We start from the raw sequence: 22,728 nt of genomic DNA, 5'->3' as shown, positions 1-22,728 counted from the left end.
CGGCGGCTTCAACCCGAACTGTAAGCTTTGGTCGCATCAGGGGTTTAACTACAGCGTCGACCTCTACGACGCCGACGCCCGCATCGCCATCGAGGTCGAGAAGAGCGAGCGGAAGAACGTCAGCGACGATCTCCTGAAGTTCCAGAAGGGGTACCGCACCAAGAAGGACGGCCGACCGAAGATCGAGTTCGGCTGTCTGGTGGTGCCGATGAACTACCTTGGCCGGCATAACCTCTACCAGCACAGTCTGACCAAGCTCGACTTCATGAAGGGCGTCCTGTTCATCGACGACGTCGCAGTGATCGGCTATCACGACCCGCGACCGGACTGACGCTGTCCATCCTGACTGTTTGTCGGCGCCGGGAGGCGTGCAGCGCGCGACAGTGTACGCTGCGTGACTCACCATGCCGAGTCCCGATCTGCACGACGACACGAGTCGCGACTACGAACGGTTCGAGAAGGAACAGCTCGCCCAGGACCGCGACGCCATCCGCGTCGACACGGCGGACATCGACGACACGACGGCCCAACGCCTGGTCAACGACCTCGCCGACGCGGACGTCGTCACTCCGGTTCCCAAGGACCAAGTTCTGGTTCACGAACCGAGCGGCCGGNNGTGGCTGGACGGCCGGCCGCGACGCCGACGCGGGGGGTGAGTGATGCAGCAGACCCTCGTTGGCTGTGCGTTCTGTGATGCCCCGCCCGGTACCGAGACTGGCGAGGCCCACACCTGGTGGCAAGACAAACGGGTCACACACCCGATCTGTGTCGACTGCGCGATCCAGACGGAGCCGGATTCCCGACGAGCGCGATCACGTCGCCTGTGACGGCTGTGGACTGGTCGTCGACGCCCTCGCGGCGCTGACGCGCTTCCGTGTCGAACTGGGTCATCTCGAAGACCCATTGCAGCTGTGCGAGCGCTGTAGCCCGGGCGGGCTCGCGACGTACTGGACGCGTGACCTCAGCCCCCCATCTCGTCTCGGACTGACGCACTGAGCAACCGTCGTCACGAGTAGAACTCGGCCACCGTGGTAGTGTCGTGGACCTACTCGCTGCTCTCAACAGCGCTGTTTGTGTGTCTGTCCCGTTGCTCCGCTATCTTCAACAGACGGGCACTCCTCGAGATACCTATGGACTGTCCCGCCTGCGGCGCACCCCTCACCATTGAGGTCGGTGCGGAGCAGCCGCTTTCGACGTCGCTTCGGGACGCAGTCCTCACGGCCGAGCCCGACGAGCGCCTCGAGATTACGCGGGCCTGTTGGGACTGCGGGTGGCAGGAAGTGCGTCAAGTACGGGTCGAGTCGATCGACACGACTGCCGGCGACGAGACTGCCGTCGAGCGAGCCGCACTCATCGACAAGATTACCGATGAGCCCGCGGCGATCGAGAGTGTGGACACGCTTGAGGAGACGCTGGCTGCAATCCGCCGGCAACGAGCAACCGACCCTGCGACGACCGATACGGACGACGCCACGGAGTGATCCCTAATGCCTGATGCTGAGCCCCTCAATGACGTTCGTGAGCAAACCGGGAATCCTGAGCACGCATCGGTCGACGATGTGGTCGACCTCGTGATCCACCGGGCGCAGAACCCGCGAACCGAGCACGAGGATGCGCATTTCGATACGGCGGTCGCGGCTTTCGTCGACAGGTACGGAACGGAGTCGGTCCGGACAGTCATCCACCGGATCCTCGTCGACGACGAGCCGTTTCGGACCGCCACGAACGGCCTCGAGATGCGCAACGTCGACGGCGTTCGGATCGGAACCGCAGTCAGCTGGTTCCTCGAGGAGCTGAACGCACAGGACGACGGCTGAGACTGGCGGGACGGTTCCGTCAGAGGCCCTATGTGCAAGCTCTGTGCAAACGCCGAAACGGTTATCACTCTATGTGCAGAACTTGCACATAGAATGAGCGCAAGCGACGATCCGCGCCGGGTCCATTTCCAGTCGCCGGAGTATCTCGTCGACCGGCTGGATGCGATCGCGGAGCTCTTCGACAAGGATCGGACGGATCTGCTTGTTGAGGCGATTCGTGAGTACATCGAAGATACGGCCGACAGCGAGACCTTCCAGGAACTCGTCGCGACGAAGTACTACGACGACCAGCTTGAGTTCGAGACGGTCAAGCAGTTGGTCGGCGCCGAGACTGCCCAGCGCCTCCGGCTTCTCAAAGCAGATCTCGAGGATGAACCACTTGATCTTGCCGCCCCCGACGACGTCGACGTCTACGATGGCGACGCGACGGCGGTCGATACCGCAGCCGACGACGAGCGATGAGCGGCCGGCGACTGCGTACGGTCGTCGCCGACACTAGTGCGCTCGTCAGTCTCGCGGTTCCCCGCGCTGACGCGGCTGTCGACACTAACACTCCGGACCCGTTCCAGTATCTGCTCACCTCGTGTGACGTGTTCGTGCCGCCAGAAGTGGTCGCCGAACTCCGTGACATCACGCAGTACCAGGACATCCACGCCGCGGCTGCGAACAACGTCCTCGCGGCCCGTAGCTACTACACGGTTGAAGACCCCTACGAGCGCGAGGATACACCAGACTCGCGGCCGACGTTCGGGCTCGACGACGGCGAAACCGACGGGATCGTCCTCGCGAACGCGCTCGACGTCGATGGGTTTCTCACCGACGAGTTCGGCGGAACGAACTTCCCACTGATTCACGCCGTGCTACAGGGCCCGCGGATCGTCCCGACACCACGGCTCATCGTCGATTACGCTCGGAACGGACATCTGAGCCCCAAAGAGGCTCGGACGCTAATCACGACGATTAGCCCGCATCGGAGCTGGGAGAACAGTCCGTACGTCACACAATTGCTCCGCCGTCTCGAAGAGTAACCGGTCTCCGAGTAGCGATGCCGAACACCCAGCGCCGGCGACGACACCCGAAAGCCCTCGGCCGCTCGACGTCCCGCGACCACCGCTGCGCTCCTCGTCCCTGCGGTGCTTGCGGGGTCGGGGGACGACCGAGGCGGCCTCGCCCTTTCTGAGTCCGCCAGGCTAGTGAATGGCCGTCTGAGCGGCGCGGCCGGCTGGACAGGTGTGTAGGTTACGGCCCGCCCCGCTCGCCGCTGCCGCCCTCCGCGTCGCTCGCGACCGACCATTCCGGGCTGCCTGCCTGCAGTAGCGGGCGGGCTGCCGGGCTAAAGTGAATGTGCCCTCGACGCCAGCGGGTAAGCGCGGGGGGTTGCGCGGCGTGGCTGCTCACCCCCCACGCTTACTCCGCTGGCCGCTCGCTCCGGGCGGGTCGGCGCGCGGTGCTGGTTGGGGTCGACCGCACTCGGGCGCGCTCTCGCTCGCGCCCGGTAGGGCGCTCGCGAAGGCGCGAGCGAGAGCGCGCAGTCGGTGCTATCGGTCGTCGACATCGTCGGAAAACCGCGATGCTTGGGACATCGCGGTGGCGGCGCGCGAGCGCCTTCGGAGTTAGTGAACTCCAATGTCTAGTAACAACTCGAGTCGCAAGGTCGTTACGGTGGATGAACAGGCATTCGAACGAACCGAAGAGGCCGGCGTCGACGAGGACGGCTTCGAGGTCGTCGACGATGAGCCGGAGTTCCGGGCGACGGTCCAGCAGGAAACGCAGGCGAAGGTGGATTCCAACCACCCAGACGGCATCGTCCAGGACTTCTCGCATCTGCCCCTCGCGCAGGAAGAGAAGATTCGCGCCCGAGAGGCCGAACTGGACCACATCAGCGCCCAGGCGGAACTCGGCACCCAGGAGGGCCGGGCGAAGCGGACTCGCGAGGTCGTCACCGAACGGCGGCAGCGCAAGCGGGAGGAACGCACCCCGGACCGGACGGATCCGCGCGAGCGCCTCTCCCGGATGGAGCTGGCGAAGGTGAATCAGGAAGCAGACCGGATGGCACAGCGGCTTCGGACCGACCACAGTCGAGCGGCTGTCTCCCGGGTGCTCGCAAAGCGGGTCGCCCAGGGGCAAGACATCACCGAAGCAGTATTCGACACGATGGACGCGCTCAAGGCGGCCCCCGGCGCCATCTGCCCGATCGAGGACGTCCCGGACGTGCAGACTGACGAGGTGAGCATCGAGGGAACCGTGATCGAACTGTGGGATCCCTCCGATCCAGCCATAGCTCAAGTCGGCTTGATAGCCGATGACACGGAGAAAATCAAGTGGACGTCTTGGAAGGCCAGCAAGCCCGCCTTCGTCCAGGAAGGTGAACGGGTGCGGATGCGGCATCTCAAAAAGAACTGGTACCAAGGCCGGTGCTCTCTCGCAGTCACCTACGACAGTATGATTGTCTTCCCGGATCGCGACGACCGCTGGTGGGAAGAGTAGGGGGCGTAGCCCTTCTTTTTCTGGTGAGTGCCGGACCGGCCCAAGCCCCGCCGCCCCGCCCACCGCTCCGTGCTCACTCCCTGCGGTCGTTGCGCGCGCAGCCACAACCTCGAGGACGGGTCCAACATTTATCAGTGAAACCGGGGGAATCGGTGCGCGAATCAGCGTTGTCGTTTCGCGCCAAGAAGGGTGCAGGCGCGTTCCAGACAACACCCTCAGCTATGACCGGTGATGATGCCACCTCATCCCCTGCCGACGGATATCGAGATGGATACACGGAGCGCCTTCCGGACGAGTTACTCCTCCAAGAACTCAACCGACTTGCGGAGAAGCTCGGTCGTACCCCGACAGCCACGGAAATGAAAACGCAGGGTGAGTATGCGCCCGGGACGTACGAGAATCACTTCGGATCGTGGAGTACAGCCTTGCGTGAAGCGGGATTCGAACCAATGCAGGAGTACCAGGTTCCTTCAGAGCAGATTCTCGAAGAGATCACTCGACTCGCGACGGAATCTGGAGAGCCACCAACCTCAGCGGAAATGCGAGAACAGGGGCAGTACTCCGTAACAGTAGCGCAGAACCACTTCGGAAGCTGGAATGAGGCTCTCAAGGCAGCCGGCTACAACCCGCGAAAGCGAATGCAGGTTCCCGACGAGGAGCTCCTTGAGGAGATTTCTCGACTTACAGACGAGCTTGGCAAAGTCCCGACTGCGAAGGAAATGAGTGCCAACGGCGAGTTCTCGCACAAACCCTACATCAGACGGTGGAACGGCTGGCAGGCGGCCGTACGCGCCGCCGGCTACGAACCAGTCGGTCGGCCTGCGGGCCCAGATCATCACAACTGGAAGGAGCAACCAGTCCACGAGTGGCGCGAATATGGGGACAACTGGGACCAGCAACGACAAAAAGCGCTGGAACGCGACGACTATACCTGTCAAACGCCGGGCTGTGAGTGGACCCAGGACGCTCACCGGGAGGCGTTCAAGAGAGGACTCCATGTCCATCACATTCGCCCGCTGAGCGCCTTTGGGGCGGATGAAAACGAGGTGGATTTTGAGCAGGCCAATTGCTTAGAGAACCTCGTGACCGTCTGTGCCGAACACCACCATCTCTGGGAACGAGCGTCCCCGCTCCGACTCGATACGCGGTGAGCCGCTACGCGGTCCCAGATGCCGCCAGTCGAGACGGCGGGAGGTTAGTTATTTATCGCCGGACCAGCCCAAGCCCCACCGCCCCACCCTCCGCTCCCGGCCTCCCTGCGGTCGGCCGGCAGCCACAACCGGAGTCACAGCTTTGGGAGTGGTGTCCCGGGGAGCAACATCGCTGTTGGGACGGAGTCTGTTTATTTGTCCCCTAGAGGGGCGGAGGGCACACCAGACGTGCCCCCGAACGCCAATGTCCGAGGAACGTACCCTTACGGCGCGTGAACGGCTTCGCATTCACCTCCGCGAAGCCCGCCACACGACCGACTCGCCAATCGTAGAAGCACAGCTCGACGCCGCGCTGGACGCCTGGAACGACCTCCCGCCGACGCCCCTACGGGAGTGTCCCGTCTGTGGAAAGGTTGGCCTCCCAGAGCGGATTCAGCAACACACGTGTGAGTCGAAGCGATAGAAGACAGCTAATCGGTGAACGCGTCTCCGTAAGGTAATTCAAAAGAGTAGTCATATTACTTTCCAATTCTCATCCAGATGTGTGTATCATGGGACTCGGGAACTGAGGTGTGATCCGTGTTAGTTGCAGCCGGGATCACTGCCTTTGGGTTCCTGTTAGTCGGAATCATCTCTCAGCTGTTCGGGTACCGACTAGGCGGCACGATCGCCATTCCCGTGCTGGCAGTCTATACCCTAAAAAACGCCTGGATGCTTCCGATCTTCGTGCTGAGTACCATCCTCGCGTACCTCGGTCTGCGGATCGTAAAGCAACGAACGCTACTCTACGGTCGGGATGAACTGCTCGTCGCGATGGGGATCGGGAGCGGCGTTCCACTACTACTGCTCGTCGGGTTCGGATCGTTATTCCCGGAGTCCCTCCGGTCGGTTGTGTTTATCGGGAGTATTTTGCCCGGCCTTGCTGCGTACAACTACCATCAACTCAAACCAGAGTACCGAACCTATGATCTGCTCACGGCAACTGGACTCTACGTTGGGCTGGTGGCCTGTGGCTGGCTGCTCATCACGCCCGAACTGGCGACGACTCTGGGGGAGGCAACACCGCCAGCACTCTACACAACGACAACCGACGTGGCGGTGTACAAGAACGCAGCGCTCCAGACCGAACTTGAGCCGACAATCCTGGCTCGACCGGTCGCGGTGGGGCTCTTTGTGCTCGGGCTCTTCGTCTCTGAGCGCGTCCGTGGACGCTATGGGCTCCGGATGGGCCTGATCGCTCTCCCGCTCCTAGCGATCTATGCACTCGCGAGCAAATGGCTCGTCCTGCTGTACGTCGTGATGCTCGGCCTCTCGTTCGGCTTCCTCTCGCTTGTCCATTACGTCACGCTCCTATACGGGCGTGTCTTGATTTCGACCACCACGGCGTTCGCGCTTATCGCAGCGATCCCCATCACGCTGCTGCTCCCGATCACACGGGGACTATCGGCGTACTTCGTTGCGATTCTCGCGGGCATCGGCGCGTATAATTGGCACACTGCTCCGGGGCCGAAACGCAGGCTCTTCGTCCCATTACAGCTCGGCACCTTCGCGGTAATGTTGCCGCTCGCGCGAGCGACGGGTCGCATCCTTCCACGGGGATTCCCTCAGCAGTTTGCGGTTCCACAACTTGCTGTGAGTGTGCTCATCGCGGTTGTCTGTCTGGTAATCGTCGAGTACTACACGGTCTACCAGCCGTCGCACGACGACGTGTTCGAGTCGTCGATCCTCTCGGGCGGTGATCAAGAATGAACGAACAGGGGATGTTCGAAGTGGTGCGGAGTGAGGAAGGATGGCTCTGGCGGCTTAGTGACGCCGAGGTGTGTTTGGCGATCGGAACAGACCGATATGACACGTCACGAGCGGCACGGCAGCGAATCGATCGCGTTCGTGACGCTGCGGCGGAACTCGAATCACTCGACCCCGACGAGTTCGAATACGTCGATACGCCGTCGGCCGACGGGGGACCGACGCTTCGGGTTCGAGGTGACGAGTCACTCGAGATCTTTGACTGGACGCTCGAAGCCGACGGGGAGACACTCGCCGTTCCGAACTTCACCTACACCGAGCGAGCGAACGCTCGCGAAGCGATGCGGCGGTTCCGGCATCTCGCAACGGGAGCGATTCCAGTGTATTTTGTCGGGACAGAGGACGAGACTGTCGAATATGACCCGTTCGAAGTCGGGATGTCAACCATCCGTGGTGCGTCCTCATTATTGACTCGCGGACGAGAACACCGTAAGTTCCTCCAGAATATCGACACACGGATCGTGGTGTCGGGCATCCGCGGGAAGTCGTCGACGGTCAAGCGTCTCGATGACGTGTTCCGGCGGCGAGGCTACGACACACTAACGAAGATTACTGGCAACCATCCACTGTTGATCCGCAACGGGAACGTCATCCCTATCGAACGGAGGGGGGCGTACACAACGTTGTACGAGAATATCAACGTCTTACAGGAGTTCGGCCCGCAACTGGAGTCGTACACGCCAGAGGACGTCGGTATCTTCGAGAATCAGGGGATCACTGAGTATACCACGCGGCTGATCAACAAGCGGTTCATCAAGCCCCACGTGGTCGTCATAGCGAACGTACGACAGGATCATCAGGACACGCTGGGCAAGACCATCCGGGACCTCGCGCGAGCGTTCGCACGGACGATCCCACCCGGAACGAAGGTTGTCAACGGCGAACAGAACCCCGTCCTTGCCGAATACATGCGCGATGAGATCGAACAACAGGGTGGCGAAATGCGACAGGTGACGATCCCGGACGACCAGCAGGGCCGGATCGGAGCCGAAACTGTCTACGCGGTCAACGACGTGTTGCGGTGGCTGGATATGGATCCGGTGCCAGAGGAACAGCTGAACGCGTATCTGGATGCTATCCAGCCACGCTGGATTCGCCTCCCAAACGGCCGCATTTTTAATGGAGCTGAAATCAACGATATCGAGAGTACGGAGGCGATCCGACAGTCACTGGCCGGCGATAGCCATGTCTTGCCGTTCGTCTACCTTCGTGCCGACCGTCGGAGCCGCACCGCCTCGTTCGCCAAGTATCTGAATACACTGGCCGAGCGTGACCTAATCGAACGAGCGCGTGCTGGTGGCGCGTTCACCGGAGTGTTTGCCTCGAACGTCGATGTCCCGGTGACCGAACACAGTCGCGATGAAGACGCCGGCGCCGTGCTCGACGATATGCTTGAGGAAGGGTATCCGGTGTTGACGATGGGGAACACGGTTGATGACTTTATGCGCGATCTGGAAGACGAGATCACAACGCGAGCAAAGAAAGTCGCTATTGAGGAAGCTGACTGAGTGTTTCCGGGAGTATAGATTCAGAATCAAAGACGTGCCGAGCGGGTCGTTTAGCGATGTACAGCACGGCGAAACGGAACGATCGAGAATTATCCGCAAATGGGTAATTCTACCGTCTGGTCAAGTACCATTCGTATCCGTATCCCACAGTAGCCCCTATTGGGGCGATAACAGAGAAAACAATCACACCCCCGAACAGAGCGATTAGAGCAGTAAGGAACAGGAATTCGGAGACCCCACTACCGAATCTACCAGCGGAAATCTGACTCAGAGAGAGCATGAAGCCCAGCAAAACTGCGTATATGAAGAGCGACCCGATCGCTGAAACGATACCTGCAACGGCACCGTAGTTCGGGTCAGGTTCATCTAGCATCATCACACGCCAAACGACGGCCGCTACGAGTAGCGCGACGACCGGTGTGACGATCATCCCGAGGAAGATGATCTCACCCACTCCCGTGCGATATTCCGCTAGGCTCACGGAGTCGAACCCTCGGGCCCTGAACGTCTGAACGAAGTTCCAGAGGTTTACCAAAACGGCAGCGAGGCCAGCCCCGACATCTCGCCGAGACAGACCGAGATAGTCGGTCATACTCTGATGGGAGAATTCTTGTGGTTTCTCGGTCATAAGGGTGTGACGACAAACCTCCCGATTGACACTACTCACTCGTGACCGCCTCGCACTCTCTATTCAGCAGAGGTGTCGTGTCAAATCTGTTGGATTTCAACAGAGCCAAATTTGTCCAAGCTATTCTTGTTCTCTCTACTTCCGTGATGGTGTCGGCAGATGAATCTTGATTGTTGTCCCTCGATCGAATTCTGTGACTTCGATCTTGCCATCTAACGTCGTGATGATCCAATAACACAGCCACAGTCCAAGTCCTTGTCCGTGGACGAGTGGTGTCTCCTCGCCTGTCTCTATGACATCCCGTTCTGTATTCGGAAGTCCTGGTCCGTCATCGCGTATTTGACAGATTACTTGTAGATCGGACACATGCACATCAATTTCGATAGATGCAGGACTCCCCCCATGCTTTGCAGCGTTGTCCACAAGTTCAAATAACGCCACTTCGACGCGTGGAAGCGTCTCCGCGATCGCTTTGTCCGGCGCGTTAACAGTTATTGAGACATCCGAATACCGTGTTTCACACTCAGTGACAATACGATCGACCAGCGGCATGATGTCCGTCGGTTCCAACTCTGGCGAAATATCGCGGTTTTCCTCTATCTGCTGTGCGGATTCTGTCAGGTCAAGCAACCGCGTCGCAGCTGCCCTGATAACTGTCGCTTTGGAAGCCTGCTCGCCGTCCATCTCTTCGGCAAGCATATCGGCCCACCCTCGGATCACAGTCATCTCGTTTCGGACGTTGTGCCGGAGCACTCGGTTGATCACGCTGATGAGTCCTTCGCGCTGACGACGTTCCGTTGCATCACGGATCAGTAGCTGTATTCCGACGATGTCGTCCTCTGAGCGTTCCGACTCGGGCACGCCCCCGTCGTAGACTGGGACACCGCGAATATCCGTGTAGACGATGTCACCCGATTTCGATTGTAGTGGCAGATCTCGGGCTTCAGCCGGCTCTCCGCTCAGTATCTGTGAGCGATTGTTCAACGCCCGCTCGCTGGTCTGTGCGTCCGGATGGGTGATCGTTATCGGTTGACCGATCAGTTCTGCCGGCGAATAGCCCAACAGGTCCTGGACGCTTTCAGAGGCATACGTGAACCTTCCGTCGGTATCGAAGCGAAAGACGGAGTCGAAACTGGCGTCGATGACGGCTCGGTATATCTCTCGCTGTTCGTTCAACCGTTCTTCGCGCTGTGTGAGTTCTCGTTCGTATCGTCGTCGTTCGATGGCTTGCCCACCGAGTCGCGCGACCAGTTCAACGAAGAACCGCTCTGCGTCAACGAAGGGATCGTCGCGTGGCTCTGTATCGGCAAAGCATGCCGTCCCATACACCTCACCATCGACGATGACTTTTGCGCCGATGTATGCGCCTAAATCAAACGTCTCAACAGCGGTATCGGAGATCTCTGGGGACGCATGAGCGTCTTCGATGGCGAGTTGGCTCTCGATTTCGATGGTTCGACGACAGTACGCTTCGTTGAGCGGACAGCTCTCGCCGGGCTGGATCAACGGGTGATCTCCGGTCGCGTGAAGGATTTTCTGCGTACCATCAACAATACGCGTGAAAAAGCCCACAGAGAGATCGAGAAATTCAGTACCCGTCGTGAGTGCCTGCTTAATTTGAGTCTCAAATTCGATGTTCGGATCGGCAAATATCTCGTAGATTTGGTCTCGATACGCAACGGACTCCATGTCGGAATGCACCTCGTCAACTCGTATGGCTCTGTTGAAAACCTATTCTTCAGACAAATTCTCACCTGAAACAGCCGATCGATGAGAGCTACGCGTCTATCACGCGCTATCAAGAGATCGTCACCTCACAGATTCATAAAGTATTACCCTGGCCCCCGGGACAGTCCAATATGGCTATCTCGACGATATCTCCTCTCTTTCTGCTCTATGTTGGTCTCTTCGTCGTGGCTGCATTGGCCTGTTTTATAAGTCTCACACGCCTTCAACGTATCACAAATGCTGATACCCGACGGGGATTGTGGGCACTCCTCCTGACGAGCGGCGGGTGGGCGACCGCTCACGTCGGATTTCTCGTCTCTCCAACAATATCACTCAAACTCGCGTGGTATACGTTCGGGCTCGTGCTGGGACTCGCAGCTGTCGGCGCATGGCTCTACTTCTGTTCAGCGTATACTGGTCGGACCTACCATCGAAATCCGACATACCGTCGCCTTGCTATCGCCGTCTACATCGTACTTGTCGCGGTGAAGGTCACCAATCCTCTCCACCAAGGGTACTTCACGACGACAGCTGTCGCCACCCCGTTCCCTCATCTGTCCGTGTACACAGGGCCGCTACATTGGACTGCAATGGGGCTCTCGTATGCACTCGCCTTTGTCGGCTATTTCATGCTGTTGGAACTGTTCACCGAGATCGATCTCGACACACGAGCGCTCCTCGCTCTCGTTGGAATCACCGGCCTGCCCGTCGTGTTCGATATCATCGGGTACACCACGCCCTACCTCATCGATATTACCTACGAGCCGCTCGGGGTCGCCGTCTTCGCCGTTGGTGTCGCGTTCGTCTATATCGACCAGTTCGATGCCATCCAATTGGCCGGCGAACGGGACGAGCCAATTATTGCGCTTGACGCGAGCAACCACATTCGAGACACGAATCGCGCTGCGCAGACCCTCTTCCCTGACCTTGACGGTGCCGAGGGCACCCTTCTGAAGACGACACTTCCACGAGTAGCTCACTGTCTTGACAGCGACGACGCTATTTTGAAACTCCAACAAGAGGACCGCTCCCGGAATTACCATGTTACAGAGACACCGTATGGGACAGCAAAAGCTGGGCTCGGCCGAACCATCCTTCTGACCGACGTGACTGACCGTGAGCGGTACCGTGAGGAATTAGTGCGACAGAACGAACGTCTCGAACAGTTTGCCAGTTTAGTGAGTCACGACCTCCGTAATCCTCTCAACGTGGCCACAGGGCGGTTCGAATTACTCCGCGAGGACGTCGAGGAGGTTGCAGAGAATGAACACGCAGCAGCCATCGAACGGGCGCTAACTCGGATGGAGGACCTAATTAGGCAAATTCTCTCGCTCGCCCGTGATGGCCAACCAGTCGAGCAGTGGGATGCAGTGTTGCTCTCGTCGGTCGCACAGAACAGTTGGGAGATGGTTGAGACAAACGCTGCCGAGTTACGCGTCAAGGACGACCTGACGTTCAAAGCGGACCCGACACGGCTCCAACGACTGTTCGAGAACCTGTTTCGGAATTCAATCGATCACGGCGGCCCGGATGTGACGGTTTCCGTCGGAGTGCTTCCTGACCGGCCGGGATTTTATGTGGCTGATGATGGGCCCGGTATCCCTGAGAGTGACCGTGAGTCCGTGTTCGACCCGGGGTATACGACCCGCGAGGAAGGGACCGGGTTTGGACTCGCTATCGTCGCCGAGACAGTTGTTGCACATGGGTGGAAGATACAGGTGACTGAGAGTGAGACCGGTGGAGCTCGCTTCGAGATCCTCGGCGTTGAAACCGTAGCGTGATTCTGTACTGACAGGCTCTGACTGTTCTATAAAATGTGTCCGCTGTACTGAGCGATTGGAGGTGTGAAACTATCAACTTCTGATGATTTCAACAAAGCCACTCGTATGAAAGTTGTGTGGCCCAATCAGCTCGTACTCTCTCCTCGTAAATTCGGATATACATCGCCGAAAAGAGTTTAGCTGTAAGATAGACGCTCTGTATGTAGCACAGCCTCAACGGACTATCAGAGACCACGGATATCAACAAAGCCAGTCATTCGTATACTTCAAGAGACTCCTCAAAGGCTTCCTCGATCAGCGTGGTTAGTTTCGGATACTCAATCACGAGGTCGAGGAACGCATCAAGTAGTCCTACTGTATACGCGGTGAAGAAATCATCGTGGTCGCTCACTGGGATCTGATACGAGAGTACAATTGGCCCGGCTCGTCGCCGGTTATTTCCGTCGTAGGAGGGAGTTCACTGATATTTTTATTGATCTTCGCAGCAATTCGCTCTTTAAATTTATACATAAACTGATCGCCATTACTAGTCCCATGCCAGAGCTCTAGTTCGAGTGTCTGATTTTCGACCGCTTTGCGGCGATTCTGTTCTAATCGATGAAAGAGAGAAATTCGAACATCGTTTTTGTCATCGGGTATAGTATAAACCGGAGTCCGGTCGGCTTTGTTAAGCCACCAGCCTTCTTTGACAAGCCCTGCCCAATCTGAACTCCCCTGTCGGAACATCCAGCGCTCAGAGTTATTATTCGGTTTCGTAACTTCGATAGCAACGTGGCTCGCAGGGTGAGTTGGGAGTTCAATAATGTCGGCAATATCGATCGACTCCGCGAGCCGTGTTCCCCAGGTATCCGCGTATTCATCCCACTGAGCCTCAAACGCAGACTCGGCTTCCTGAATTTCATCGTAATAATCGAAGTACAACGCTGCCTTTTCTTGTTGGTTTTCATGATAGTCCGTCATCAGTAACTCGTTTCTGATTGTACGAATGAAGCTGTTGAACTGTCCAGTCGTCTCAGATGGGTACTTACCGTGACCAGCTGTGAGAAACGACTGAAATTCAGCCGCAATCCACTGCCACGAAATCTGTACAAACTCGTCAGCTGTCGGCGCTGTTGCGTTCTCAGGTGCGAGATAAATATAATGGCGGTTTTCGACTGGAACATCAGCCTTTGTGAGATCGATCCCGTTGAATTCTTCTGCCTGTACGTAATCGGTGGTTTGCCCACTATTTTCAACCGCAGTAACCTTGAGCTCCCAGCAAATGAACCACTCATCCTTCACCCATATCACTGCATCCGGCCGGCGCTCGTTCGATGTCGGAACTTCTGTTTCGACATGAATATCTGTAAGATCAAACCGCGAAAAAGTATATTCCACATCGTCACGGTCGGTAAGAGAAGTCAGAAGATGCTCTAAGAAAGCGTGGTCAAGTCCGTGCGGCCGTTCCGGTGAGAGAAAATGAAACAGTAATCGCTGCCAATCCTGCTCCAGCTGCCCGCGCCCGAGTACCTGGAGTGTTGTCGGAGGTGGTGCGTCGGGTTCAGGCAGCAGATCTACCTGACGTTTGAATTCGGAAAGACGATCATTAAGACGCTCTGACACGCACTCACACACACCAGGACACTAAATCAAATTTTCCCGTTCAATTCCAGATTAACCATATCGAGAGTCCAGAGAGAACTATTCATAATATATTTGTTGTTATTCAGTATGCAACAGATTTGTGGTTCATACTCGATAGCGTTTATTGCCCCCTCAATGGGTGAGGGGTTCGCCGTACTGGCGAGTTCCCAAATACGGTGAGAAAAATGGCAACGAGAGACATCTACGCGACTGGCTTCGACGAAGACGTCCGAACGGAATCGAGTGCGAACCAGTGTCCCGAGTGCCACGGACACGTCACTACGAACGTCAAGGAAACGGTCTGTGAGGACTGTGGCCTGGTCATCGACGAGCAACGTATCGATCACGGGCCGGAGTGGCGGGCGTACGACGACGAGAAGCGCGAGCGAACGGGCGCTCCACTCACTGCGGCTCGCCACGACCGCGGCCTGTCGACGGAGATCGGTCGCGGCACCGACGCGAAGGGGAACGAACTCTCGGGGCAGAAACGCCGACGGCTGGCCCGGATGCGACGTGAGCAGACCCGTGGCCGGTGGCAATCCAAAGCGGAACGGAATCTCGCACACGGGTTGGGCGAGGTACGCCGGCTGGCGAGTGCGCTCGAACTCTCCGAGTCGATTCGTGACCAGGCGTGCCAGCTCTTCCGGAGCGCTCAGAGCGAGGATCTGCTTCGTGGCAGATCCATCGAGGCCATCGGTGCAGCGAGCATCTACGGTACCTGCCGATGTAACCAACACCCGCTTCTCCTCGAGGATGTCGTCGACGCCGCCCGAGTCGAGTCCACTCGTGTCACCAACGCCTACCGAACACTGAATCGCGAATTAGAGCTCCCGGCACCACCAATGCGCCCGACGTCGTTCGTTCCGCGGCTGATCTCGGAGCTGGAGTTGGACCACGACATTCGCCGACGCGCGAACGAACTCGCAGAACGCGCCGAGGGGACAGCCCTCACGAACGGCTGTCAGCCATCGGGCGTCGCGGCCGCCTGCGTCTATCTGGCCGCCCAAGAGCAGGGCGCGTTGGTTACCCAATCTACCGTCGCGTCGGCAGCAGAGGTGTCAGTCGTGACGCTCCGAAGCCGGCGAGACGAACTCCAAGCGATCTGAGACGCCTCCGGTGGAGGAGTACCTACATACAGACGGGGCGTCTATCACGGCGTATGGACCTCGAAGAGACTGTCGAGTATCTGTCGACAGAGCTCGATATCGAGCGGAGTGAGCACGTTCGCGAGGTCGGTCGAGCGGTCGCCGAGCTCCGTGACTGACTCCGTCGCAGGCAACCGGATTTATTTCGTCGGGGCCGAATCCGTCCCCCGCATTTCCTCACCCTTGAGTGTGAACTACCCCACCCTACTCGCTTACGGCTAACGCCGTTCGCTCCTTGAGGGTGGGGCTTCCTGTTTCAACGACGCACTTTGCATCCACGACGGTGGACGACCCACCAGTCGCGGACGTAGGGAGTGCAGTCTCCGCAGGCGTCACTTCGGCGTGTCCCACGCCTAACTCTGAAAGACCGCGTTGTAGCACGTTGTAGGCAGCGTTCTCGTCGCGGTCGGTCTCGAACCCACAGGTCGGGCAGGAATGCTCGCGCACCCACAGTTCTTTCTCAACCTCAACCCCGCACTCGGCACACTCTTGCGTCGTGCCCTCAGGTTCGACTTTCACGAAGTGCGTGCCCTCGCGCTCGCATTTGTATTCGAGGAAGTCGATGAACGTCCGCCACGACGCCGACGCTCGGTTGCGACTGTTCGACGGCAGTTGCATCATCCCGTGAACGTCAAGGTCTTCGACCGCCATGAGGTCGTACTCCCGAGCGTAGTAGTTTGAGAGTTTGTGCAGGAAGTCGCGGCGTTTCCGTACAATACGAGCGTGGATACAGGCCACACGGCGGCGTTGCTCGTGCCAGTTCTGCGAGCCTTCCTGTTTGCGACTCAACGCTCGTTGCTCGCGTTCGAGCCGCTCGTACTCGGATTCGAGGTCAAGACTGCCGACCATCGTGCTGTCGGTGTCGTGAGCGTACTTGATGATACCCACGTCGATACCAACCATATCCTCGCGGTCAACCTCATCCAGAGCGGGTTTTTCGGGCGCGTCGTCTTCTGTTTCGATGCCGAAGATGGCGTACCACTCACCCGTTTTCTCTTGTTTGACTGTGACTTGTTTCACGCGGGCGTTATCGGGGATGTCGCGGTGGAGGTGTATCGGCATCTCACCAATCTTGGAAAGAGAAAGGATGGTCTGGTCACTCGTGTTCTTGAGTTCGAAACCAGACTGATTGTAGGTGAGGCTCCGATACTCTCGCGGTGACTTCCAGTTGAGCATCCCGACTTTGCGCCCGTTGTCTTTCTTTTCTTTGAGGCGGTCGAGGTTGTCGCTGGCGCGGCGGGCAACCATCTGTAACACTTTCGAGTACACGTCGTTGAGATCGTCCCACCAATCTTTCAGGTCGGGAAGCATATTCTGCATCGCGGTGTACGATAGGTACTCGTCCGTGTTGCGGAGTTCGTACAAGTAGTGGTTGTACAGTTGCCTACAGGCATCTATATGCCGTTCTAGTTCAGATTGAACGGCTTCGTCGGGTTCGATGCGATACCTGTAGTTGTAGTTCATCGTGTTACTCGTCTTGGTCGTCGGGTTCGTCGGGGTCGCTGACGCGGATGACTTTCACGTCTGCGCCGCGCCAGTCTTTGGGAACTGTAACGTGGGCACTCCCGCCGAACTCCTTCGCTTCACGGTCAATGATTTCTTCGCCTTCCAGTTCGAATGTGCCCATACACAAATATATATTGAGTATATATTATATGTTTCGGTGGAGAATGACGATAGCTTACGGCTGTATCCCCGCCCTACTGCGCTACTCACTCGCTTTGCTCGTTGCGTTGCTCCTTGAGGACGGGGACTTAGCCTGTAAGATTTAAATACCAAACCGGGGGGAACGCGGAGCGAATCGATGACGAACCGCAACTCAGACCGAGACGCGTTCCAACCTGTCGGGGAAGGCGCTCTGGTGCCGGACCCAGCGCTGGATCAGCCAGCGGACGGCCAGCCAACCCGCCAGCGTGAAGCCGCGCATTCGGGTGGGTATCCGGATGGAACAACCGATACAGACCGAGCCTGTGGCTCCTGTGGCGCATCGATCCCGGCGTCGCAACGAAAATGCCGGTTCTGTCTCGAATACGAACTCGACGCCGCCTCAGCGTCGGATGCTGCGAGTTCCGAGCAAACACTCCGTGGTGTGATCCAGTTCCTCGTCGAATCCGGGACGTTCTATGGTGCTGTCGCGAAAGGGGCAGCTGCAGCGACACTTCTCACGTCAGGTCACGACGAGCCCATTGACGACTGTACGCTCATCTACGATCTCGACGAGGAGCCCGCACCCCAGCTAACCGAGCGCTGGCCTACGCTCCCCGCTGCTGCCGAGGTGACCGCAGCGGCTGGCGACACGTTACTAACAGCGGCCCGTGAGCGGACAGCGTGGGACGAGACGAGCGATCGTTCTCAGACGGAGATTCCACGCGTCTATGATGAGCGTGGCCAGGGAATTCGTGCTGAGTCGTCACTCGAGCACACGCTCGCCGACGGCGACCAGCTGTGGATCGTCCCAGCAATCGCTGTTGAAACAGTACCCCACGAAACGGAATCCACCAGTACCGGGGCCGATATTCCGACCGTGACAGCCCTGGAGTGCCAGCACTGTACGAGAGAAACAGAACATCGATTCAGGACACGCGAGTCGGTCCCTGACGAGACCTGGACGGGCCAACCAATCTGGGAGTGCCAAGTGTGTGGCACAGGTCGCTACGGGCCTACCCCCGAATAGGGCAGGAGGAATCTCGCCGATTAACCAACAGTCGCCGATAGAGATGGCTTCTGTTGGTTAATACGGTGAGTACCCTCAAGTCCGACGTCAGTCACGGCGAGTGTTCATTCGGCAGGGGTCGCAACAGCTTGCCTCCACAAATCGGGGCGGGAACAGGGGTAGTGGGTAACGCACCGTAACATCACCGAGTCCGGAAACGTCACGCCGACCACGGCACGGACGCATCACCAGACGCTCGATGAACTCGCTGTCTAAACGGGCCAGGTCGGGAGCGAGGGCGCTCCATTCTTCCAGTGAATCGCATCTAGCGCGGGTGGGAACTGCTGTAGTCGGTCATCGAGGACGGCGAGTGGATGGGCATCGAGAAACGTCGCCTCGTGGCGATCAACCGGCGTGTCTTCGTGATTGAGTTGGATGTGACAGGGCCCAAGGTCCGGATGGTCGGCGTCTTGGTGGAAGCCGAGCATCAGATTTCGGTCCGGTTCGACCCAGTTTATGCGGTAGTATTCGTGGTCGACGCCGGCGGGGTACCAGAAGCGAATCTCCAGTCGTGCGGTCGCCGCGTCGTACGAGTCACTCAGGAACGTCGTCGGATCGACATCCGCGATGACGTAGCGGGGTCGGCGTCGAGACGGGCGATAGCGGACCTCTTCACACCCCGGCTGGTTCGTCAATCGGTCGTGAACGTCGCGAAGGAGGGTCCGCTGCGTATAGCGGTCGCGACCGGCGAGAAAGATCATTCTGTGAGAGAGGAGGATTAGCTCGTGGCGCGGTCAGCCACGTCGGTCATCTGCTCGCGGGCGGCTTCGACGTCGGAGTAGAGTTCCAGTGCGTGCTTGATGAGGCGGCGATCCTCCTCGTTCTCGCGCCAGAACGCGATGACGTCGCGGCGGTTCCGGAGCTCCGCACTTGTGAGGTCGCCGTCGGCGAGCGACTGTTCGAGTTCTTCCCACGTCTCGACGTTGTAGGTCGCCTGCCACTCCTCGATCTCCTCGGTGATCGCGGCTAATTCACTCCGCAGCTCCTCGCGGGTGTTTTCCTCAATGAGCGTGCGGATCTCCTCGAAGAGCAGTCGCGTGTAGTCCGGCTGGTAGCGCGTGGTCTCGCCGGCCTCGACGCGACGCAACTGGCCCTGGTCGACGAGATCCTGAAGTTCCTCGTTGGTCGTGCTCCAGGCGGCGTCGGCCTGCTCGCTGATCCAGTTAACTGAGCGGGGTTCGCGAAGTGACTCGGCGACCGCCCGAATGCGGTCGCGGGCGCTCATCGACTCAGTCCACGATTGGACCCCATCTCGCGAGGATTCGGTCATGGTTGGCACCTCTTGGGGCAGTGTTCGCGCCCTACTCTCATATATGTTTGTACTGTCTCGCATAATCAAGAGTGTCTTGCGAGCGAAGCCGTCCGGACGTTGAAATGCGATACCGACAGAAGGTATGGCCAACCGATGTACGACCGATATTCTGACTTTGAGGAACTACGGCCGACCGGCGAGGCATCCCCCATCCCGGACACGATGCTGGACGACGGGTGTGAGAGTGACCTCCTGGCGGCAACGCGTCGCGACGAGCACTGGTGGCGACGCTGATGCGTCGACGACAGTCTCGTAAGGAGTCTTTCTGCGCCGGCGAGTGGTGAGGCGCTACCGATGAATCAGCAAGTCGAACAGGGCTACCGGATGCATCGTGTGCTCAGCAATCTCAACCGGCTCGATGTCGACCAGTTGGACGACGCGGATCGAGAGCGAGTCGAGACTGCAAGAAACCTCCTGGAAGAAGTGAGCCTACTCACGCGACCAGAAGACGGGAGCGGGACAGACGCCCCAACAGACGACTGATCGGCGTCGCCGTCGACGCCAGGGGCACCTCCAGTGGCGGTTTATCGCCCCCCAAGAGGGGTGCGGGCCTTCCCCGCGAGTCCAGACATGGCGACACTACAAGCTGCGACGACGTCAACCGGCGCAATCGTATCGGATCCACAGGCAGTCCGCGAGCTCTGTGAGAGCTACTGCTTCGGGACGCTCGACTGGAAGGTCACCGACAAGGGCGAACTCACCAATCACAAGCGCGCCGAAACCGCCGGAGTCAACAACGCAGATCAGAAGCGGATTGAGGCAGCGAAAGCTCTCCTGCAAGATGTGAGTCTGCTCTCCCAGCCGGAACACAGCGGGGACGCTGGAACACAGATCGAGTCCTGAGCGGCGGTGTAACGATGAATACGAATGTCTGGCTCCTGAGACTGTTTATTGTCCCTCAAAAGGGTTGCGGGAGAGAGAACCACGAGGCCAACAAATGACCCACATCACTGAACAATTCCATATTCCCCGAGAGTATCACACCGCCTGTTCCCGAATCCTAGAACTCGGGCAACGCCATCTTCGTCGATTGCTCAAGGAGGAATACTGGCAAGACAGGCACCTCGAAGCGATTCAGTCCCGTAATAGCAACGACCACACCTACGTCCGAGACGACGAGTACGAGCCGTTCGAGGACACAGACGCATACCTCTACAACCGATTCAAGCGATGTATCTACCATCGTGTTACTCGGATTCTAAAAGCTCATCGTGAGAAGTACCGTGCCTTCCGGTTCATAGTCGACACTGTCCGGGAACGAAAAATCAGGCGTGTTGGATGGCAGCAGCTTCGAAGCCGCCTATTCGAGAGTGGAGACTCACCGTACATCCAGTGGAGCAATATCGAAACCGTCGTCGAGCAGCTAAACAATCATTACGACCGGCATGGCCGATTTCCTGAAGTATACACGGACCTCATCGACTGTCCCCAACCCGACGACACGGTTCCCTTCGGCCCGGACAGTCGTGGAGACATCCACGAGGTCCAAGCCACGGGCGGAGAAGTGGTGGTGACGCTGAAGGCGCCGGATTCGCTATCGCCCAACTCGTATGCCGACTGGACAGAGCACGAAATACGGTTCCCAGCCCACCAACGGTTCAACAAGATGCTTGAGGTAGGGGAGCTGAAAGCGCCGACACTGCATTCCTCTGAATACGGCTATACGCTGGACGTGCCAGTAGATGTTCCCGAGACCTCTGTAGACACCACTCCCGACCGTGTTCTCGCCGTGGATCTCGGCGTGAAAAAGCAGGCAACTGCGGTTGTATTAGACGGATCTGAAGACGGACAGGAGGAGATTCAGATCGCGCCACCTGCCTTTGTGGACCACCACTCGAAGGACAAGCTGTTCCGAGTGAAAGCAGACGCCGAAGGCATAGACAGCCGCCTTGCCGAACTCCGCCAACTGGGCAAGGCACATACCGAGCAGTTCGCTCACCTCCTTAGCGAATATCGCCGGACGCGACGGAAGGAGCGACGTCTCCGCGACCAGATCCAGCACGATGTAGCGAATCAGCTGGTGTGGCTCGCGGCCGTTCACGAATGTGAGACGATCGTCCTCGAGTCGCTAGGGCAACTGGAGGCCGAAGAGACGAGTGGCGTGACGGCATGGAGCATCTCGACGTGGGCCCACGGGAAGTTGCTTGAGCGGATCCGGTACAAGGGTGACCTCCTCGGGCTTGACGTCGAGACGGTGAATCCCTGGGGGACATCACGATACTGTCCGCGATGTGGCGAACGCGGCAAGACTGTGAAGGCACCGACGGATCACACCGAGTTACGCAACGGCGGCCACTTCTACTGTCCCAGCTGTAAGTATGAGTGCGACCGGGATGTAGTTGGTGCGATCAACGTCGGACGGAAACACCTCGCTGGAAGTCAGATGGAAACAGCGAATCCCTGTGTCTACACGGCGCAGGGAAATCACGCCAGCTTTCCATCACGCTACACCTGCGAGCGTGTCCGTTCTGAGGCCGGCATGGAGGATTCAGAAACCGTGTCGGTGCCTGGCGTTCAGTCCGCGGCCAACAGTAAACAGGATGTGGCGAGTGGCCGTCAGACCCGATTGTCCGAGTACCGTTCTTCGTCCCTCATTACGACACGAAGCCGGGCAGAGGGAGGACTGCAACAAAATCAGAGCAGGAAAACGGGACTGCGGTGTCCCAGCGGGAGCATTACGAGGCAGTGCTTGCTCGCCAGCACTACCGATCCCCACGAGGTGCTTCCAAATCCTGCCGAAAATTAGAACGGCTACGATGACTTTGAGGTGAGCGATACTTGTGGAGTTCCCGGACTACGAGGGCGGGATCGTGACCCACGAGTTCCTGCGAGAACTCGCCGACCATCTCGAAGCCGACGAAGAGTTCGATATCCAGACGGCGGGATTTACCAAGTGTCGCTTCCCAGTGCTGGCGAAGCGGTACGTCGTTCGCGACGGCGAAGTCCTCCACGCGGACCTCAGTTCCCCCGACCCGATCGACGAGTAGCGTTGTTCGTCCCCCCAGAGGGGTGCGGGGCGATCCAGTCGC

Annotated in this window: 22 protein-coding genes and 4 pseudogenes; 18 read left to right on the top strand and 8 right to left on the bottom strand. The window is 58.5% G+C overall.

Going from position 1 to position 22,728, the window contains the following annotated elements:
• The 11 genes and pseudogenes from DJ70_RS05665 to DJ70_RS05605 all read left to right on the top strand — a co-directional run.
• Positions 1-331: pseudogene (locus DJ70_RS05665) on the top strand (hypothetical protein); the annotation flags it as partial.
• 73 nt (positions 332-404) lie between these two features.
• A pseudogene (locus DJ70_RS05660) lies at positions 405-660 on the top strand (hypothetical protein).
• A pseudogene (locus DJ70_RS05655) lies at positions 660-996 on the top strand (DUF7558 family protein). Before DJ70_RS05660 ends, DJ70_RS05655 begins: the two co-directional pseudogenes overlap by 1 nt.
• Before the next feature lie 134 nt (positions 997-1,130).
• Entirely contained in the window at positions 1,131-1,481 is a 351-nt protein-coding gene (locus DJ70_RS05650; protein WP_094530933.1) for a hypothetical protein, read from the top strand.
• 6 nt (positions 1,482-1,487) lie between these two features.
• Positions 1,488-1,817, top strand: coding sequence for a hypothetical protein (locus tag DJ70_RS05645; protein ID WP_094530931.1), 330 nt, complete (start codon positions 1,488-1,490; stop codon positions 1,815-1,817).
• 93 nt (positions 1,818-1,910) lie between these two features.
• Positions 1,911-2,279: a hypothetical protein gene (locus DJ70_RS05640; RefSeq protein WP_094530930.1), complete on the top strand. Its 369-nt coding sequence runs from the start codon at positions 1,911-1,913 to the stop codon at positions 2,277-2,279.
• Entirely contained in the window at positions 2,276-2,845 is a 570-nt protein-coding gene (locus tag DJ70_RS05635) for a hypothetical protein (protein WP_094530928.1), read from the top strand. The genes DJ70_RS05640 and DJ70_RS05635 overlap by 4 nt, the downstream gene beginning before the upstream one ends.
• Positions 2,846-3,443: 598 nt before the next feature.
• Complete coding sequence (locus tag DJ70_RS05625) at positions 3,444-4,304, top strand: DNA-binding protein (RefSeq protein WP_094530926.1); 861 nt, start codon at positions 3,444-3,446, stop codon at positions 4,302-4,304.
• A gap of 152 nt (positions 4,305-4,456) precedes the next feature.
• Positions 4,457-5,455: a homing endonuclease associated repeat-containing protein gene (locus DJ70_RS05620; RefSeq protein WP_245810711.1), complete on the top strand. Its 999-nt coding sequence runs from the start codon at positions 4,457-4,459 to the stop codon at positions 5,453-5,455.
• A 579-nt stretch (positions 5,456-6,034) separates the two neighbouring features.
• Entirely contained in the window at positions 6,035-7,204 is a 1,170-nt protein-coding gene (locus DJ70_RS05610) for a poly-gamma-glutamate biosynthesis protein PgsC/CapC (protein ID WP_094530920.1), read from the top strand.
• Positions 7,201-8,769, top strand: a complete 1,569-nt coding sequence (locus DJ70_RS05605; protein ID WP_245810709.1) for a Mur ligase — start codon at positions 7,201-7,203, stop codon at positions 8,767-8,769. Before DJ70_RS05610 ends, DJ70_RS05605 begins: the two co-directional genes overlap by 4 nt.
• Positions 8,770-8,878: 109 nt before the next feature.
• On the opposite strand, the gene DJ70_RS05600 is transcribed toward DJ70_RS05605, so the two are convergent.
• Both DJ70_RS05600 and DJ70_RS05595 read right to left on the bottom strand, forming a co-directional pair.
• Positions 8,879-9,361, bottom strand: coding sequence for a hypothetical protein (locus DJ70_RS05600; RefSeq protein ID WP_094530918.1), 483 nt, complete (start codon positions 9,359-9,361; stop codon positions 8,879-8,881).
• Between the two features lie 171 nt (positions 9,362-9,532).
• On the bottom strand, positions 9,533-11,098 hold the full coding sequence (locus tag DJ70_RS05595; protein WP_094530916.1) for an ATP-binding protein: 1,566 nt from the start codon (positions 11,096-11,098) through the stop codon (positions 9,533-9,535).
• Between the two features lie 158 nt (positions 11,099-11,256).
• Here DJ70_RS05595 and DJ70_RS05590 point away from each other — a divergent pair, with 158 nt between their 5' ends.
• Complete coding sequence (locus tag DJ70_RS05590) at positions 11,257-12,906, top strand: sensor histidine kinase (protein WP_094530914.1); 1,650 nt, start codon at positions 11,257-11,259, stop codon at positions 12,904-12,906.
• Between the two features lie 253 nt (positions 12,907-13,159).
• Here DJ70_RS05590 and DJ70_RS17290 read toward each other — a convergent pair whose 3' ends face one another.
• Together DJ70_RS17290 and DJ70_RS05585 are read right to left on the bottom strand one after the other, a co-directional pair.
• On the bottom strand, positions 13,160-13,297 hold the full coding sequence (locus DJ70_RS17290; protein WP_179233982.1) for a hypothetical protein: 138 nt from the start codon (positions 13,295-13,297) through the stop codon (positions 13,160-13,162).
• Positions 13,294-14,508 (bottom strand): PD-(D/E)XK nuclease family protein, encoded by a 1,215-nt coding sequence (locus tag DJ70_RS05585; protein WP_179233981.1) that lies wholly within the window; start codon positions 14,506-14,508, stop codon positions 13,294-13,296. The genes DJ70_RS17290 and DJ70_RS05585 overlap by 4 nt, the downstream gene beginning before the upstream one ends.
• A 206-nt stretch (positions 14,509-14,714) precedes the next feature.
• Here DJ70_RS05585 and DJ70_RS05580 point away from each other — a divergent pair, with 206 nt between their 5' ends.
• A complete protein-coding gene (locus DJ70_RS05580; RefSeq protein WP_094530910.1) occupies positions 14,715-15,635 on the top strand; it encodes a transcription initiation factor IIB in 921 nt (306 codons plus the stop codon).
• Positions 15,636-15,878: 243 nt separating this feature from the next.
• Here the strand turns inward: DJ70_RS05580 and DJ70_RS05575 are convergent, their stop codons facing one another.
• Positions 15,879-17,138 carry an RNA-guided endonuclease InsQ/TnpB family protein gene (locus DJ70_RS05575; RefSeq protein WP_094530908.1) on the bottom strand — a complete coding sequence of 420 codons (1,260 nt, stop codon included), beginning with the start codon at positions 17,136-17,138 and terminating at the stop codon, positions 15,879-15,881.
• A gap of 4 nt (positions 17,139-17,142) precedes the next feature.
• Entirely contained in the window at positions 17,143-17,301 is a 159-nt protein-coding gene (locus DJ70_RS16705; protein WP_143420941.1) for a DUF2080 family transposase-associated protein, read from the bottom strand.
• A gap of 177 nt (positions 17,302-17,478) precedes the next feature.
• Between DJ70_RS16705 and DJ70_RS05570 the strand changes: the two genes are divergently transcribed.
• Positions 17,479-18,348: a biosurfactant protein 1 gene (locus DJ70_RS05570; protein WP_094530906.1), complete on the top strand. Its 870-nt coding sequence runs from the start codon at positions 17,479-17,481 to the stop codon at positions 18,346-18,348.
• A 251-nt stretch (positions 18,349-18,599) separates the two neighbouring features.
• On the opposite strand, the gene DJ70_RS18025 is transcribed toward DJ70_RS05570, so the two are convergent.
• Positions 18,600-19,088: a hypothetical protein gene (locus DJ70_RS18025; RefSeq protein WP_094530904.1), complete on the bottom strand. Its 489-nt coding sequence runs from the start codon at positions 19,086-19,088 to the stop codon at positions 18,600-18,602.
• A gap of 17 nt (positions 19,089-19,105) precedes the next feature.
• Positions 19,106-19,657, bottom strand: coding sequence for a DUF7342 family protein (locus DJ70_RS05555; protein ID WP_094530902.1), 552 nt, complete (start codon positions 19,655-19,657; stop codon positions 19,106-19,108).
• A 336-nt stretch (positions 19,658-19,993) separates the two neighbouring features.
• Between DJ70_RS05555 and DJ70_RS05550 the strand changes: the two genes are divergently transcribed.
• The 4 genes and pseudogenes from DJ70_RS05550 to DJ70_RS05535 all read left to right on the top strand — a co-directional run.
• Positions 19,994-20,182: a hypothetical protein gene (locus tag DJ70_RS05550; RefSeq protein ID WP_094530900.1), complete on the top strand. Its 189-nt coding sequence runs from the start codon at positions 19,994-19,996 to the stop codon at positions 20,180-20,182.
• 87 nt (positions 20,183-20,269) lie between these two features.
• On the top strand, positions 20,270-20,542 hold the full coding sequence (locus DJ70_RS05545) for a hypothetical protein (protein WP_094530944.1): 273 nt from the start codon (positions 20,270-20,272) through the stop codon (positions 20,540-20,542).
• 94 nt (positions 20,543-20,636) lie between these two features.
• Positions 20,637-22,445, top strand: a complete 1,809-nt coding sequence (locus DJ70_RS05540; protein ID WP_094530898.1) for a zinc ribbon domain-containing protein — start codon at positions 20,637-20,639, stop codon at positions 22,443-22,445.
• 43 nt (positions 22,446-22,488) lie between these two features.
• Positions 22,489-22,686, top strand: a pseudogene (locus DJ70_RS05535) (hypothetical protein); the annotation flags it as partial.
• Between the last annotated feature and the right edge of the window lie 42 nt (positions 22,687-22,728).

The organism is Halorubrum halodurans, from assembly GCF_002252985.1.
GTDB classification, from domain to species: Archaea; Halobacteriota; Halobacteria; order Halobacteriales; family Haloferacaceae; genus Halorubrum; species Halorubrum halodurans.
This window is presented reverse-complemented; position numbering and strand designations above follow the sequence as displayed.

What these genes read in the sequence shown, in the direction of transcription:
- DJ70_RS05635 (WP_094530928.1), top strand. Translation starts at nt 2,276, where the DNA reads ATGAGCGGCCGGCGACTGCGTACGGTCGTCGCCGACACTAGTGCGCTC.
- DJ70_RS05590 (WP_094530914.1), top strand. Translation starts at nt 11,257, where the DNA reads ATGGCTATCTCGACGATATCTCCTCTCTTTCTGCTCTATGTTGGTCTC.
- DJ70_RS05540 (WP_094530898.1), top strand. Translation starts at nt 20,637, where the DNA reads ATGACCCACATCACTGAACAATTCCATATTCCCCGAGAGTATCACACC.
- DJ70_RS16705 (WP_143420941.1), bottom strand. Translation starts at nt 17,301, where the DNA reads ATGGGCACATTCGAACTGGAAGGCGAAGAAATCATTGACCGTGAAGCG.
- DJ70_RS05645 (WP_094530931.1), top strand. Translation starts at nt 1,488, where the DNA reads ATGCCTGATGCTGAGCCCCTCAATGACGTTCGTGAGCAAACCGGGAAT.
- DJ70_RS05570 (WP_094530906.1), top strand. Translation starts at nt 17,479, where the DNA reads ATGACGAACCGCAACTCAGACCGAGACGCGTTCCAACCTGTCGGGGAA.
- DJ70_RS05580 (WP_094530910.1), top strand. Translation starts at nt 14,715, where the DNA reads ATGGCAACGAGAGACATCTACGCGACTGGCTTCGACGAAGACGTCCGA.
- DJ70_RS05605 (WP_245810709.1), top strand. Translation starts at nt 7,201, where the DNA reads ATGAACGAACAGGGGATGTTCGAAGTGGTGCGGAGTGAGGAAGGATGG.
- DJ70_RS05640 (WP_094530930.1), top strand. Translation starts at nt 1,911, where the DNA reads ATGAGCGCAAGCGACGATCCGCGCCGGGTCCATTTCCAGTCGCCGGAG.
- DJ70_RS05650 (WP_094530933.1), top strand. Translation starts at nt 1,131, where the DNA reads ATGGACTGTCCCGCCTGCGGCGCACCCCTCACCATTGAGGTCGGTGCG.
- DJ70_RS18025 (WP_094530904.1), bottom strand. Translation starts at nt 19,088, where the DNA reads ATGATCTTTCTCGCCGGTCGCGACCGCTATACGCAGCGGACCCTCCTT.
- DJ70_RS05555 (WP_094530902.1), bottom strand. Translation starts at nt 19,657, where the DNA reads ATGACCGAATCCTCGCGAGATGGGGTCCAATCGTGGACTGAGTCGATG.
- DJ70_RS05600 (WP_094530918.1), bottom strand. Translation starts at nt 9,361, where the DNA reads ATGACCGACTATCTCGGTCTGTCTCGGCGAGATGTCGGGGCTGGCCTC.
- DJ70_RS05575 (WP_094530908.1), bottom strand. Translation starts at nt 17,138, where the DNA reads ATGAACTACAACTACAGGTATCGCATCGAACCCGACGAAGCCGTTCAA.
- DJ70_RS05550 (WP_094530900.1), top strand. Translation starts at nt 19,994, where the DNA reads ATGAATCAGCAAGTCGAACAGGGCTACCGGATGCATCGTGTGCTCAGC.
- DJ70_RS05625 (WP_094530926.1), top strand. Translation starts at nt 3,444, where the DNA reads ATGTCTAGTAACAACTCGAGTCGCAAGGTCGTTACGGTGGATGAACAG.
- DJ70_RS05545 (WP_094530944.1), top strand. Translation starts at nt 20,270, where the DNA reads ATGGCGACACTACAAGCTGCGACGACGTCAACCGGCGCAATCGTATCG.